Here is a 14,931-nt window from a genome sequence, read left to right as displayed (position 1 = left end):
TAAAGCAAAATTCTCGATAGAACGTCGCAATTCTACAAATTTAAAAAGCTATTTTGTGAATTAATTATTGGATCTACCTATACCACTTCTTTTCAGAATATTCTATATATATTGGCGCGACATCGGTGAAAGGAGAAACAACATGAAAAACTTAAAAGGCAGGAACTTTTTATCTCTATTAGACTTCTCTCAAGATGACTTAAAATTTTTGCTTGATTTATCAGAAACTCTGAAACATGCAAAATATGCGGGATTAGAACAACAGAAATTAAAAGGTAAAAATATTGCACTTATTTTTGAGAAAGACTCCACACGTACACGCTGTGCATTTGAAATCGCAGCATATGACCAAGGAGCACATGTCACATATCTTGGTCCAACAGGCTCACAAATGGGAATAAAAGAATCTATCAAAGATACAGCTCGCGTATTAGGTAGCATGTATGACGGTATTGAGTATCGTGGGTTCTCACAGCGAATTGTTGAAGAGTTAGCGGAATACTCTGGCATACCTGTATGGAATGGGTTAACAGATGAAGACCACCCTACCCAAGTGCTTGCAGACTTTTTGACAGCTAAAGAAGTATTAAACAAGCCTTATGATAAAATCAACTTTACATACATTGGGGATGGACGTAATAATGTAGCAAATGCCTTAATGCAAGGGGCTGCGGTAATGGGAATGACCTTCCATCTTATATGTCCTAAAGCTTTAAATCCCACAGACGAACCATTAAAACAATGTAAAAATATTGCCGAAAAAACTGGTGGTAACATTCTTGTTACAGATGATATCGATGAAGGCGTAAAAGGTTCTGATGTTATTTATACAGATGTTTGGGTATCTATGGGTGAACCTGAAGAAGTTTGGGAAAAGCGTATTAAATTATTAGAACCCTATCGTGTGACTCAAGCATTAATACAAAAAACTGGAAATCCAAACGTTATTTTTGAACATTGCCTCCCCGCATTTCACAATACGGATACAATTATTGGGAAAGAAATTTACGAGAAATATGGTCTTACAGAAATGGAAGTAACAAATGAAGTATTCGAAAGTGCGTACTCTGTCGTTTTCCAAGAAGCAGAGAATAGAGTACATACAATTAAAGCGATGATGGTCGCAACATTAGGAGAATAGATGAAAGGTTGCGTTGCTTTACGACAATCATCGAAAAACCACTTGTACGGTGACTCTCCTTATTTTAAGCCAGCGTAAATATTGTAAAAATTCAGAAAAATCTCTTGAATTTAATGATACAACTTTTTACTTTAGTAGTATATTCCCATTTTAAGGAGGCATTTTAATGAAATATACTTCGAAAGTTCTTGTATCAACTGGATTAACTGCTTCACTATTAGTATCATCACTGACTACTTCATCTTTTACTCATGCAAGTGCAATGGAAAATGAGCATAACAATCAACAAGCATCATATCTTTCTCCAAGCCATAAAAATGTTCTTAATAAGTCACATGTCAATATTGGACATCGTGGCGCAAGTGGTTATGCACCAGAACATACATTTTCGGCATACGATAAAAGTTTGCATGAAATGGGTGCAGATTATTTAGAAATTGATCTTCAAGTGACAAAAGACGGACACTTAGTTGCGATGCACGATGAAACGGTTGACCGTACGACTAATGGATCAGGTCGTGTATCTGAATATACGCTTAATGAACTAAAACAACTAGATGCTGGTTCATGGTTTAATACAGCACATCCAAATCTTCAAAATCAAAATTATGTTGGTCAAAAAGTACCGACGTTAGATGAAATTTTTTCCCGCTATGGTACACAAACGAACTATTATATCGAAACGAAGTCTCCTGATGTCTATCCGGGAATGGAAGAAAAACTGTTGTCAGCGCTTAAAGATCATGGATTAGATAAGAAAAACCACCTGAGTAAAGGTAAAGTTATCATTCAATCATTTTCTCAAGAGAGTTTATTGAAATTGCATCATTTAAATCCTAACATACCGCTTGTTCAATTGATGGATGTTGGTGAATTGCAACAATACAATGATAACGACCTTGAACACATTAAGCATTATGCGATTGGTGTCGGACCAGACTACAAAGACTTAACAGCACAAAATACACAACAATTACGTCGATACGGTTTTCATATTCATCCATATACCGTTAATGATGTCGAATCGATGAAACGCTTAAATGATTATGGTGTGACAGGTCTATTTACAAACTATCCTGATATTTACAACAAAATCATCAATGAATCTTAAAAAATAGAGACACCACATTGGGTGTCTCTATTTTAAAAATTTATTATTTTATGCCCAACCACGATATCTTGCTGCTTCTGCTGTACGTTTAATACCTACAATATATGCTGCAAGTCGCATATCGATTTTACGGTTTTCTGCTAAGCTGTAAATTGTATCAAATGCTGTTACAAGTTTTTCACGTAACTTTTCATTTACTTCCTCTTCAGACCAGTAATAACCTGTATTGTTTTGAACCCACTCGAAGTATGATACTGTTACACCACCCGCACTCGCAAGTACGTCTGGTACTAATAAAATACCACGGTCAGTCAAGATTTTTGTCGCTTCTGGCGTTGTTGGTCCATTTGCTGCTTCTACTACGATGTCTGCTTTAATATCCCCAGCGTTATCTGCTGTGATTTGGTTCGCAATCGCTGCTGGTACTAAAATGTCACAATCCAATTCAAACAATTCTTTGTTTGTGATTGTTTCTTCGAATAAGTTTGTTACTGTACCGAAACTATCGCGACGATCTAGTAAGTAGTCGATATCCAAACCTTCAGGATCATGTAACGCACCGTAAGCATCAGAGATACCTACAATCTTAGCACCTGCATCATTTAAGAACTTCGCTAAGAAACTACCCGCATTACCAAATCCTTGAATCACGATACGTGAATCTTTAATTGTCTTACCACGGCGTTTCGCAGCTTCTTCAATTGCAATAACAACACCTAGTGCTGTTGAGCGGTCACGACCTTGTGAACCACCTAACACGATTGGTTTACCTGTGATAAATCCTGGAGAGTTAAATGCATCCATTTGGCTGTATTCATCCATCATCCAAGCCATGATTTGAGAGTTTGTGAAAACATCTGGTGCTGGAATATCTTTCGTTGGTCCTACAATTTGTGAAATCGCACGAACGTAACCACGTGATAAGCGTTCTACTTCATGAATGCTCATTTGACGTGGGTCACAGATAATGCCCCCTTTACCTCCACCGTATGGAAGGTCAACGATCCCACATTTTAACGTCATCCACATAGACAATGCTTTTACTTCTTCTTCATCTACATCCGGGTGGAAACGAACGCCACCTTTAGTTGGTCCAACAGCATCATTGTGTTGTGCACGATACCCTGTGAAAGTTTTAACAGTTCCATCATCCATTCTTACTGGAATACGCACTGTTAAAAATCTTAATGGTTCCTTGATTAACTCATACATTCCATCATCAAAGCCCAATTTGTGCATCGCTTCCTTAATGATACCTTGCGTTGACGTCACTAGATTATTTTTTTCAGACATGATCCATCTCGCCTCTTTTTCCTACTTTTGTTTTCGCTTACATGAGTATTGTAACATATGCCAATCTTTTTTAAAGTCTTTTATTTATAATGATTCTCGTTGATTATTTAGATTGTGAAAAGACCTTTTTCACTTTTTCAATCGCGTAATCTAACTCTTCTTTAGTAATGACTAATGGTGGTGCAAAACGAATCACTGTGTCATGCGTTTCTTTACATAAAATCCCTTCTTCTTTCAAGCGTTCGCAATATGGACGTGCATTTTCATGTAACTCTACGCCAATAAATAATCCACGACCGCGAACTTCCTTGATTGAAGGATGCTCAATTTCAAGCAGTGCATTTTTGAAATATTCACCAAGCTCTTGTGAACGTCCTGGTAAGTCTTCATCCACAATGACATCCAATGCTGCAATTGATGCCGCACATGCAAGTGGGTTTCCGCCAAATGTAGATCCGTGAGATCCCGGCGTGAAGACATCAAGCACTTCCTTATCTGCTAATACAACAGAAATCGGGAAGACACCGCCACCAAGTGCTTTACCTAAGATATACACATCTGGCTTCACATTATCCCAATCAGTCGCAAACAACTTACCTGTACGACCTAAACCAGCTTGAATCTCATCCGCAATAAATAGAACATTATGTTCATCACACAATTCACGCACTTGTTTTAAATACCCTTCTGGTGGGATGTTAATCCCTGCTTCACCTTGAATTGGTTCAATTAAAACAGCTGCTGTATTTTCATTAATTGTTTCTTTTAAAGCTTCGATATCACCGAATGGTACATTTTGGAAACCTTCTAACAATGGACCGTAACCACGTTGATATTCTTTTTCCGATGAAATGGAGACTGGTGCCATCGTACGACCATGGAAGTTACCCACCATCGCAATGATTTCTGCTTCATTCGGCTTAATACCTTTCACTTCATACGCCCAACGACGTGCTGCCTTTAAGGCTGTTTCAACAGCTTCAGCGCCAGTGTTCATTGGAAGTGCTTTTTCCTTACCTGAAAGTTTACAAATCTTTTCATACCATTCCCCTAAGTTGTCACTATGAAATGCACGAGACACAAGTGTTACTTTGTCAGCTTGATCTTTGAGTGCTTGTACAATCTTCGGATGACGATGCCCTTGGTTTACTGCAGAATAAGCAGCTAACATATCCATATATTTTTTGCCTTCTGGATCTTTTACCCATACACCTTCCGCTTCTGAAATGACAATTGGCAATGGTAAATAGTTATGAGCACCGTAATGATTTGTTAACTCAATAATTGACTCTGATTTGTTTGTCACGTGTCTTCTCCCCTTTACTTGTAAATCTATATAAATGTAGGGTATATCATTCACAGCTCAAAAACGTCTTCATTCGTTTTAAATATTCTGTAAAGACATACCCTCATTTCATATCATCAACATCGGTTTAAAACATTCGTTATTGTCGCATGAAACGCACTGTCACATCTTTGAACAGCATTCGAAACGCCAATCACTTCATCTTAGACCGTTGACCTTTTTTATAAATGTTCAGAAACTGTGCGACCTTGCATATGAAGTACTAAGTAGTCTGGTCCACCTGCTTTTGAGTCTGTACCTGACATTTTGAATCCGCCAAATGGTTGGTAGCCAACAACAGCACCTGTACAACCACGGTTGAAGTATAAGTTACCTACCATGAAATCACGACGTGCTTGCTCTAACTTCATTCTGTTGTTAGAAATAACGCCACCTGTTAAACCATATTCTGTATCGTTAGCCACTTGAATTGCTTCATCAAAATCTTTAACTTTTGTGAATCCAACCACAGGTCCAAAGATTTCTTCTTGCATGATGCGAGAGTTTGGATCTAAGTCTGCAAAAATAGTTGGGTGTACAAAGTTACCTTTTTCTTCGTCAGTGTTACCACCTGTTACAAGACGACCTTCTTCTTTACCAATTTCAATATACTTTTTGATTTTGTCTAAAGATTTTTGATCAATAACTGGCCCAACATAAGTATCTGGTTCTGAAGCGTTACCTACTTTGATTTTTTCAGTTTCTGCTTTTACACGTTCTAATAATTCGTCATAAATATCTTGGTGTGCAATAACACGTGAACATGCAGAACATTTTTGTCCTGAGAAGCCAAACGCTGAGTATACAATTGCATCTGTCGCAACTTGAAGATCTGCTTCACTATCAACTACAAGCGCATCTTTACCACCCATTTCAGCAATGACACGTTTGATGTGATTTTGACCTTCTTGAATAACAGCTGCTTTTTGAATGATTTCTTTACCGACATTTTTAGATCCTGTGAATGAAATCAAGCCGACATCTTTGTTTTCAATCAAGAAGTCACCAATTTCGCTAGATGAACCAGGAATCCAGTTTACAACACCTTTTGGAAGACCTGCTTCTTCTAAGACTTCCATAAATTTATATGAAATAATTGGTGTGTTTGATGATGGTTTTAATAATACTGTGTTACCTGTTACAACTGGAGCAACCGTTGTACCCGCCATAATCGCATATGCAAAGTTCCATGGTGAGATAACAACACTCACACCTACTGGAAGATAATCGAATTGGTTGTATTCACCTGGACGGCTATTTACTTGTTTGCCATCTTTCAATTCAAGCATTTGGCGACCATAATATTCCATGAAGTCGATTGCTTCTGCTGTATCCGCATCTGCTTCTTTCCAAGGCTTACCGCCTTCTTTAGATAATAATGCCGAAAACTCATGCTTGCGTTTTCTAGTGATTGCAGCCGCACGGAATAATACATTCGCACGTACCTTTGGATCAACATTTCTCCATGTTTTAAACGCTTCTTTTGCCGCTTCTAATGCTTGTTCAGCATGCTCTCTTGATGCTTTAGAAACATAACCAATTGTTTCTTCTCTGTTTGATGGGTTATACACACGTGTCGTATCGTCTGTGTATACGCGTTCCCCACCAATAATAAGTGGATACGTTTTGCCTAACTCACTTTCCACTTTTTCAAGAGCACGATAATAGGCAGTACGGTTCTCCTCTTTTGTGAAATCTGTAAATGGTTCATGTTTATATGGAATCATTCAAAATCCTCCTTTGTTTTTAAGAAAGCTATACACTTATCATGACATATTTAATGTTTGTTTGTAAAAGAATATTCAGTCTTTACAGAATAATCTTAACAAATTATTTTAACCATCGTTTTATGTCAATCAAAATCCTTGCTTCCATGATTATAACCATCATATAAAAGCGCTTTCATTTACAAGCATTATAGCCATAATTTAGACAAAATTCAACTATTAGTGACCTTATTTTTGAAAAAACATTTTCCGTACTTTTTATCTGCATATCATTGATCATTTATAACGAAGTAACTTTCGATTAGGATTGAGAGATTTATAAAAAATTGATCTTTAGCTTTTATAGACAGACGTTTGTATAACCCTTTTTGCTTAAAACTTTTTTTATTCATTTTGATCCCACAGCGATTGCAGAAAATCTATTGACAATCGGCTCAGCAAATTAGGCAGAACATCATTTATTTGGATTTAAACCCTCTATCTTAAAGGCTTGGATGATGCACCATTGCACTAAGTTTTTATTTCAAATTATATGTCCTATAATTAGGATAATTTTCAGAAATATGCTATTATAAATATGTTAAATTTTAATCATATAAGGGGTTATGCATGTTGAAGAAACAGTATCGTGTCGGTCAACATATCAAGGTGCGTGTGACTGGTATTCAACCCTACGGCGCTTTTGTTGAAACCCCTGACAATACTGAAGGCTTGATTCATATATCTGAGGTCATGGATGATTATGTCCATAATTTAAAGAAGATTTTAGCCCCCGGTCAAATCGTCAAAGCAAAGATTATTTCAATAGATGAGACTGGTAAGTTAAACCTATCACTGAGAGACAATGATTATTTTAAGAATTATGAACGTAAAAAAGTGAAACGTTCAGTATTGGATGAGATTAAAGAAACTGAGAAATATGGGTTTCAATCTTTAGCAGAACGGTTGCCAACTTGGGTGGAACAATCTATGAACCGAATTGAAGATTCATCTAAGTAAACACGTACATAAAGAGCCTAGATGCCAATGAGCGGCACCTAGGCTTATTTTATGCCAACGATGAGCGACATCATATGACATTTCAACTTTCCCAAATTGCTTCCTTAGTTATCTTGTAACTCCTGCACCATCGAAAATCGCATATCAGATTTGATTTTACTTGCTAAAACTTGTAATTCCGGGAAATAATTATTCGCAAAACCAATGATAATCTTATTTTTTACAAATGTATTTAATGTTCTATCTTCAGGAATTGTGTCATCTATAATATTTAAGAGTTCATCATGCTTCACTTCTTCTATCTTCACTTTGTCTACATATTTCAAAAATGCCAGGAACAATGCATCAAACACTTCATGTTCAAAGTCAAAATCCAACAGTAATAAACTAATTGAATTTGTTTCCATAGGGTCATCATTGATACGATCTGATAATTCTTTAATTGATTGATAAAGTAATCGAAAGCTTTCATTATCCGTTAGCATATGACCTCTCCCCATTATTTGATTTAACAAGCTCTCACAAGAAATAAACGCAAAAGATGTTGTCCCGCTATACACAAACTGTTTTTCTTCGTTTTTATCTCAATTAAGAGAGATAGTTTCTCAAAAATTGATGCGCATCTACTTAATAGTATGTGTATTCAATTTTTTTAAAGCTGTTCTCAACACGGTCAATTCTTCATCACTTAGATTAGAAAAAGCTTTTTCAATCGTTTGCGCGTGTTGTGGAAAAGTTTGATTCATTAACTCGTACCCTGTTTCTGTTAAAACTGCATATGTTATGCGTTTATCTTTTGGATTTTGTCGACGAATGACATAACCTTTCTTAACAAGTTGATCAATCACATATGTCGTACTACTGCTAGCAATGAGTATACGCTCTTTAACTTTTTGAATCGGTTGATCACCTTTGTGATACAAAAGTTCCATAACTGCAAATTCAGTCACATTTAAACCATAGTTCTTCACATCTTGTTTGACAATACTGTCCAGTGTATCATTAGTGCGTTTAATACCTACAAAGGCTTTTAATGATGCTGCTACTCTATCCACATTTTCACCTAACTTACTATTATTTCAATTTCGAGGTAATTATAGTTTGGTTAAAAATTAAAGTCAATCACTGCGATTAAATATGACCCTGAACTATAATATATAGCCCCAGACACTTGATTATGTCTGAGGCTAATCTTAAATTACTTCACATGATTGTTGTAATTGCACCGCTTCTCTTCTTTTTGTAAGCATGCATCTTTTGGAAGTGTCACTTCAAATGAAAACTGAAAGATTTGCTGAAAAGCATCTGCAATTTCAGTCGGTTCACCATAGTGATGCACGGCATCCATCATTTCATAAACTTCTGCATCCCCCATTGTCGGATCATCAAAATTCATCGGGTTCCAAGCCGCCAATAGTTGATATAAGTGAATATTCAATTCATTGTTTGACATGATGCATACTCCTTATCAATTCTTATTCTTCGATATCGATTGATTCAATCACAACGTCATACATTGGTTTGTCTTGTGGCCCAACTTTAACGCTTGCGATATCTTCTAATGTGTCTTCCCCTTCAATCAGTTGACCAAAAACTGTGTGTTTTTGATCTAACCAAGGTGTACCACCTTTTTCACGATATACTTCAGCAATCTCTTTAGGCCAACCACCATCTTCTAATTGATCTGCCATTTGTGCTGGAATATCTTTCATTTGTACGATAAAGAATTGTGATCCATTCGTACCAGGACCAGCGTTCGCCATTGATAATGCACCATAGATGTTAAAAGCTTGCATTGAAAATTCATCTTCAAATGGTCCACCATAGATGCTTTCACCGCCCATACCTGTTGCAGTTGGGTCGCCACCTTGAATCATAAAATCATTGATAACACGGTGGAATGTAATACCATCGTAGTAGCCTTTTTTAGAAAGCTCAACGAAGTTTTTTACCGTTTTTGGTGCGATATCTGGGAATAGCTTTAAAGTCATATCCCCTTTATTTGTATGCATAACTACTTTAACTTCGTTATCTTGTATTTCTTTCGTTAATTGTGGATAGTTTGTCATTTTAATGCTCCATTCATGATAAAATTAAATATACTCTATATTTTAACATATTTAAGAAAGGATGGAATTAACATGCTTTATCGTTTTGCACATAAATCTGGTGTTTATGCTGTGGAGGTAGTCGATGATACAAATGACCAAGTATTAGTCAAGGTCGTTCAAGTCATCAAACATCCTAAACAAGGGGATTTACACAGCCCAAATGAAGTAGAAGGCGTATTCTTCCATGAGCGCAAGGCATTAAGCCTATATGAGAAACGTTTCACAACACAAAGTAAATTAAAGCCGTTTGAAGGAGAAGTACAAGACTATACTGTTTCACTTCAACAAGCATTGACAAAGTTAGAAAGTGATCTACAAGAATCTAATACAGCTTATTCACGTGCGGCGTTACAATGTCTGAATAATTTAAAAGTTGATTATACACGACAATACAAAGTTGATTTTAAATAATATTTTCTGTCTTTCTTCTTATTTAAAAGCAACGGAAACATGCAAGTATATGCGACCTGTCATGTTTTTCACACTATTCATAATCATGTATAATAAGCATATCGTATTATTTTTTAAGGAGGACAATTTATGAGTTGGTTACATATTGCGGTGCTGTTACCGCTGATATCTGCACTACTCATCCCTGTCTTGTATCGCTTCTATAAGCGGATCCATTTGGGATGGTTTGTGTTACCGATTCCTTTTGTGTTGTTTATATACTTTTTATCGTATATCAAACCTACTATGTCCGGACAATATACAGAACAGTCCGCTGCATGGATGCCACAAATCGGTATGAACTTTGACATTTATGTAGATGGGCTCGGCCTTTTATTCAGTTTGTTAATAACTGGTATTGGTAGTCTCGTCGTGCTCTACTCTATCAGCTATCTTAGCGAAAAAGAGCAACTTGGTAACTTCTATTGTTACCTTTTGATTTTTATGAGTGCGATGCTAGGTGTCGTTCTTTCAGATAACCTCTTAGTTTTATACTTTTTCTGGGAGTTGACATCATTTTCTAGTTTCTTGCTCATCTCATTCTGGCGCCACAAAGAAAAGTCATTGTACGGTGCAATGAAATCAATGATGATTACTGTTTTCGGTGGATTATCATTACTCGGTGGGTTTATCCTATTGCATCAAGCATCAGGAACTTGGCGTATTCGTGAAATCATCACACAAGTTTCTGACATTCAATCATCGCCTTTCTTCGTACTCGCAATGGTATTTATTATCCTTGGTGCGATGACAAAATCTGCACAGTTTCCATTTTACATTTGGTTACCTGATGCAATGGAAGCACCAACACCAGTCAGTGCTTACCTTCACTCAGCAACGATGGTTAAAGCGGGTATCTATTTAATTGCACGCTTAACACCTATTTTTGCAGTATCACAAGGATGGATTTGGACAGTTACAGCATTTGGTCTCGTAACACTTTTCTGGGGCTCGCTCAATGCGACAAAACAACAAGACTTAAAAGGCATTCTCGCATTTTCAACCGTTTCACAACTCGGTATGATCATGTCTATGCTCGGTATAGGGGCTGTAAGTTATCACTTTGAGGGTGCAGATAGTCAACTTTATGTCGCAGCTTTTAGTGCAGCAGTATTCCATTTAATTAACCATGCCACTTTCAAAGGGGCATTATTCATGATTACTGGTGCGGTTGACCATGCGACAGGAACACGTGATATTAAAAAATTAGGCGGTCTTATGACAGTAATGCCTATTTCATTTACATTATCAATTATCACATCACTCAGTATGGCAGGTGTTCCACCATTTAATGGTTTCTTATCAAAAGAACAATTTTTAGAATCAATGATTACTGTTACTGAATCAGGTATTTTTAATCTAAGTTCAGTTGGTTTATTGTTACCAATCGTTGCGATTGTGGGGAGTATGTTTACGTTCGTCTATTCATTTAAGTTTATCTCTGAAATCTTCCTTGGAGAATATACGCCTGACAAGTTACCACATAAAGCACATGAAGCATCGATTTTAATGAATGTATCACCAACTATCTTAGCTACTTTAGTTATCGCAATTGGTTTATTCCCTAGTCTAGTATCTGCACCATTTGTAGAACCGGCAGCGAAAGCTATTGCAAATGTCGATACAGTACATGCAGAATTTCATATGTGGCACGGTTTTACACCAGCATTTTTTGCTACATTACTTATCTATATCGTCGGTGCGGTTCTATTACTGACATTCAACAAATGGGTGCCTGTATTACGCAAATTACCAACATCGATTACTTTAAATCATTGGTATGATCAAACAGGTCGTTATACACCATACTATGCAACACAAATCACACGCACGTATATGACGGGCTTTATCCGTAATAATCTTGTCATTATTTTCTTTACGATGATTGCTATTACATTTGTGACACTCATCTTTGTACCGTTCTCACTCGATTTTGTGAAAGTCTCACCGGTACGTCTCTATGAAATGATTTCAGTGATTACGATTATTGTTGCAGCAACCATGATTATGTTTGCGCGCTCTCGTTTGTTCAGTATCATCATGTTAAGTGCGGTTGGCTACTCAATGGCAATCTTCTTCATCTTCTTCAATGCACCTGACTTGGCATTGACACAATTCGTCGTTGAAACAATCTCAACTGCATTGTTCTTATTATGTTTCTACCACTTACCAAATATGAGTCGTTATAACGAAACGACATCATATAAAGTGGGGAATGTTTTAATTTCAATTGGTGTCGGAACTGTTGTAACAATTTTAGGATTGATTGCATACGGCAACCGTCACTTCGAATCAATCAGTCATTTCTACAAAGAACACGTATATGACCTAGCAGAAGGTAAAAATATGGTTAACGTTATACTCGTTGACTTCCGTGGTATGGATACACTATTTGAGTCTTCAGTGCTCGGTATCGCAGGAATGGGTATTTACACGTTGATTAAATTACGTGCGAAACACAAAAATGGTTATGAAAGGGTGGAGAAAATTGAACAGGCAAAAAAATGATTTGATATCTCAATATTCAGCGCTGATTATCTTTTTCTTAATCATGATGTTCGGTTTCTCACTTTTCTTAGCCGGTCATTATACTCCTGGTGGTGGCTTTATCGGTGGCCTTCTCGTCTCGAGTTCACTCGTCATCATAGCTGTGGCTTTCGATGTGAAGACGCTACGTAAAGTTTTCCCTTGGGATTTTAAAAAGTTAATCGCACTCGGTTTGACGTTTTGTGTTATTGCACCAATGTTAAGTTGGACATACGGTAAAAACTTCTTTACACATACGTCTGTTGACATTCCCCTTCCCCTATTAGCACCGATGCACCTGCACACAGCCGTTATATTTGATACAGGGGTGTTATTCGCAGTTGTGGGAACTGTCATGACAATAATTCTAACGATTGGAGAGAATGAGTAATGGAAATAGTATTGATCTTTGTTTGTGGCTTCTTAACTTCTATTAGTGTTTACCTCATTCTGTCTAAAAGTCTCATCAGAATTATTATTGGAACCGCTTTGCTATCTCATGCCGCAAACTTATTTATTCTAACTATGGGTGGATTGAAGACAGGTCGCGTCCCTATTTATGAAAAAGGCGTAAGTAATTATGTCGATCCTATCCCACAAGCTTTGATTTTAACAGCAATCGTTATTTCATTTGCTGTCACTGCATTCTTCTTAGTATTAGCCTTTAGAAGTTATAAAGAACTTGGCACAGATAACGTAGAACGTATGAAGGGGGTACCACAAGATGATGATGAATGAGAACTTACTTGTCATGGTACTCGCCGTGCCAGTTATTACAGCAATATTATTAATTTTTATCGGATTACGACCTTACATTAAGCGATATGTTGCATTAACAGGTACACTTGTAACATTAGGTTTTGCTTTGTTGAATTTATACAATGTATGGCATGCTGGACACCCGATTGTATTGGAACTCGGTTCATGGAAAGCACCATACAGTATTGTGTTTGTACTCGACCTGTTCAGTGCTTTACTTGTAACAACCAGTGTGATTATTACACTATTAATCATTTTATTCTCATATCAATCTATCGGACTACACCGTGAAACGTATTACTATTACTTTACGGTTATGTTCATGTTGACAGGTATTAATGGTGCTTTTATTACAGGCGACATCTTTAACTTGTTCGTCTTTTTCGAAGTCTTCTTAATGGCTTCATATGGATTGATGGTGATTGGCGGAACGAAGATTCAGCTTCAAGAAAGTGTCAAATACTTACTCGTTAACGTTGTTTCATCTGCATTTTTCGTCATGGCTGTTGGTATTTTATATTCAGTCGTTGGAACGTTAAATATGGCAGATATTAGTGTCAAATTGAACGAAGTCTATCAATCACATCCTGGACTTGTAAGCATCGTCTTTATTTTATTTATTTTTGTTTTTGCAACAAAAGCCGGTGCATTCCCAATGTACGTTTGGTTGCCAGGGGCGTATTATGCACCACCGTTTGCGATTATCGCATTCTTCGGGGCATTACTTACAAAAGTTGGTGTCTATGCAATCGCACGTACAATGAGCTTGTTCTTCCATGACACATTGACATTCTCTCACTACACGATTCTTGCACTCGCCTTATTAACAATTATTTTTGGCTGTGTAGGAGCCGTTGGTTTTAGAGACACAAAACGCATCATTTTATACAACATCATGATTGCGGTGGGTGTCATTCTTGTCGGTGTGGCAATGATGAATGAAGCAGGTATCGTAGGGGCCATCTACTACACGCTTCATGACATGCTTGTAAAAGCTGCACTGTTCTTCTTAATTGGGATTATGTATAAGATTACTAAAACAACCGATTTACGTGACTTTGGTGGGTTAATCCACCACTATCCAGTACTCGGGTGGACGTTCTTTATTGCTGCATTAAGTTTAGCCGGTATTCCACCATTCAGTGGTTTCTATGGCAAGCTATACATCGTCCAAGCGACGTTTGAACAAGGCTTTTATGTCAGTGGTATTATCGTGTTGTTATCGAGCCTTGTTGTTCTATACTCAGTGATTAATATCTTCTTAAAAGGCTTTTTCGGTAAGAGTTACGGTTATATTTATAACCCTCACCTGCATCACAGAGGGTTACTTGCTGTATCAATCCTAGCAGTTGTGATTACAGTTGCATTCGGATTATTTGCAGGCGAACTTTATCCGATTGTTGCTGAAGCAGCGAAGTCATTCTATCAACCAGAAACGTACATCAATAGCGTATTGGAGGTGAAATAAT

15 protein-coding genes are annotated in these 14,931 nt (G+C 37.1%); 8 read left to right on the top strand and 7 right to left on the bottom strand.

The features are described 5' to 3' along the window. The first annotated feature begins 142 nt into the window (after window positions 1-142). On the top strand, window positions 143-1,141 hold the full coding sequence (argF, locus tag MUA51_RS02835) for an ornithine carbamoyltransferase (protein ID WP_262560365.1): 999 nt from the start codon (window positions 143-145) through the stop codon (window positions 1,139-1,141). 166 nt (window positions 1,142-1,307) lie between these two features. Next, complete coding sequence (locus MUA51_RS02830) at window positions 1,308-2,252, top strand: glycerophosphodiester phosphodiesterase (RefSeq protein WP_262560364.1); 945 nt, start codon at window positions 1,308-1,310, stop codon at window positions 2,250-2,252. 48 nt (window positions 2,253-2,300) lie between these two features. On the opposite strand, the gene MUA51_RS02825 is transcribed toward MUA51_RS02830, so the two are convergent. The 3 genes from MUA51_RS02825 to pruA form a co-directional block, all read right to left on the bottom strand. Further along, window positions 2,301-3,545, bottom strand: a complete 1,245-nt coding sequence (locus MUA51_RS02825) for a Glu/Leu/Phe/Val family dehydrogenase (protein ID WP_262560363.1) — start codon at window positions 3,543-3,545, stop codon at window positions 2,301-2,303. A 103-nt stretch (window positions 3,546-3,648) separates the two neighbouring features. Next, window positions 3,649-4,851, bottom strand: a complete 1,203-nt coding sequence (locus MUA51_RS02820; protein ID WP_262560362.1) for an ornithine--oxo-acid transaminase — start codon at window positions 4,849-4,851, stop codon at window positions 3,649-3,651. A 221-nt stretch (window positions 4,852-5,072) separates the two neighbouring features. Beyond that, a complete protein-coding gene (gene pruA / locus MUA51_RS02815) occupies window positions 5,073-6,617 on the bottom strand; it encodes an L-glutamate gamma-semialdehyde dehydrogenase (protein WP_095115900.1) in 1,545 nt (514 codons plus the stop codon). Window positions 6,618-7,226: 609 nt separating this feature from the next. Between pruA and ygs the strand changes: the two genes are divergently transcribed. Next, window positions 7,227-7,616, top strand: a complete 390-nt coding sequence (gene ygs / locus MUA51_RS02810) for a S1 domain-containing post-transcriptional regulator Ygs (protein WP_481906512.1) — start codon at window positions 7,227-7,229, stop codon at window positions 7,614-7,616. 104 nt (window positions 7,617-7,720) lie between these two features. Here ygs and MUA51_RS02805 read toward each other — a convergent pair whose 3' ends face one another. The 4 genes from MUA51_RS02805 to MUA51_RS02790 form a co-directional block, all read right to left on the bottom strand. After that, window positions 7,721-8,101: a hypothetical protein gene (locus MUA51_RS02805; RefSeq protein ID WP_262560361.1), complete on the bottom strand. Its 381-nt coding sequence runs from the start codon at window positions 8,099-8,101 to the stop codon at window positions 7,721-7,723. Between the two features lie 138 nt (window positions 8,102-8,239). Then, window positions 8,240-8,671: a MarR family winged helix-turn-helix transcriptional regulator gene (locus MUA51_RS02800; RefSeq protein WP_262560360.1), complete on the bottom strand. Its 432-nt coding sequence runs from the start codon at window positions 8,669-8,671 to the stop codon at window positions 8,240-8,242. A 143-nt stretch (window positions 8,672-8,814) separates the two neighbouring features. Then, window positions 8,815-9,069: a DUF1871 family protein gene (locus MUA51_RS02795; protein WP_262560359.1), complete on the bottom strand. Its 255-nt coding sequence runs from the start codon at window positions 9,067-9,069 to the stop codon at window positions 8,815-8,817. A gap of 22 nt (window positions 9,070-9,091) precedes the next feature. Next, window positions 9,092-9,685, bottom strand: a complete 594-nt coding sequence (locus MUA51_RS02790) for a peptidylprolyl isomerase (protein WP_262560358.1) — start codon at window positions 9,683-9,685, stop codon at window positions 9,092-9,094. 72 nt (window positions 9,686-9,757) lie between these two features. Here MUA51_RS02790 and kapB point away from each other — a divergent pair, with 72 nt between their 5' ends. The 5 genes from kapB to MUA51_RS02765 all read left to right on the top strand — a co-directional run bounded on the left by kapB (window position 9,758) and on the right by MUA51_RS02765 (window position 14,930). Continuing rightward, window positions 9,758-10,138, top strand: a complete 381-nt coding sequence (kapB, locus tag MUA51_RS02785; protein WP_262560357.1) for a sporulation phosphorelay system protein KapB — start codon at window positions 9,758-9,760, stop codon at window positions 10,136-10,138. A 129-nt stretch (window positions 10,139-10,267) separates the two neighbouring features. After that, a complete protein-coding gene (locus MUA51_RS02780) occupies window positions 10,268-12,685 on the top strand; it encodes a Na+/H+ antiporter subunit A (protein ID WP_262560356.1) in 2,418 nt (805 codons plus the stop codon). Beyond that, window positions 12,648-13,094 carry a Na(+)/H(+) antiporter subunit B gene (locus MUA51_RS02775; RefSeq protein ID WP_276580951.1) on the top strand — a complete coding sequence of 149 codons (447 nt, stop codon included), beginning with the start codon at window positions 12,648-12,650 and terminating at the stop codon, window positions 13,092-13,094. The genes MUA51_RS02780 and MUA51_RS02775 overlap by 38 nt, the downstream gene beginning before the upstream one ends. Next, the gene (gene mnhC1 / locus MUA51_RS02770) at window positions 13,094-13,441 is read left to right on the top strand and encodes a Na+/H+ antiporter Mnh1 subunit C (RefSeq protein ID WP_095115882.1); all 348 of its coding nucleotides are present in this window, start codon (window positions 13,094-13,096) and stop codon (window positions 13,439-13,441) included. Before MUA51_RS02775 ends, mnhC1 begins: the two co-directional genes overlap by 1 nt. Further along, a complete protein-coding gene (locus tag MUA51_RS02765) occupies window positions 13,431-14,930 on the top strand; it encodes a Na+/H+ antiporter subunit D (protein ID WP_262560856.1) in 1,500 nt (499 codons plus the stop codon). The genes mnhC1 and MUA51_RS02765 overlap by 11 nt, the downstream gene beginning before the upstream one ends. Window position 14,931: the final 1 nt, after the last annotated feature.

Origin of the sequence: Staphylococcus sp. IVB6214 (assembly GCF_025558585.1) — a bacterium.
Classification (GTDB): domain Bacteria; phylum Bacillota; class Bacilli; order Staphylococcales; family Staphylococcaceae; genus Staphylococcus.
The sequence above is the reverse complement of the archived record's forward strand: the minus strand, read 5'-3'. Positions and strand labels throughout refer to the sequence as shown.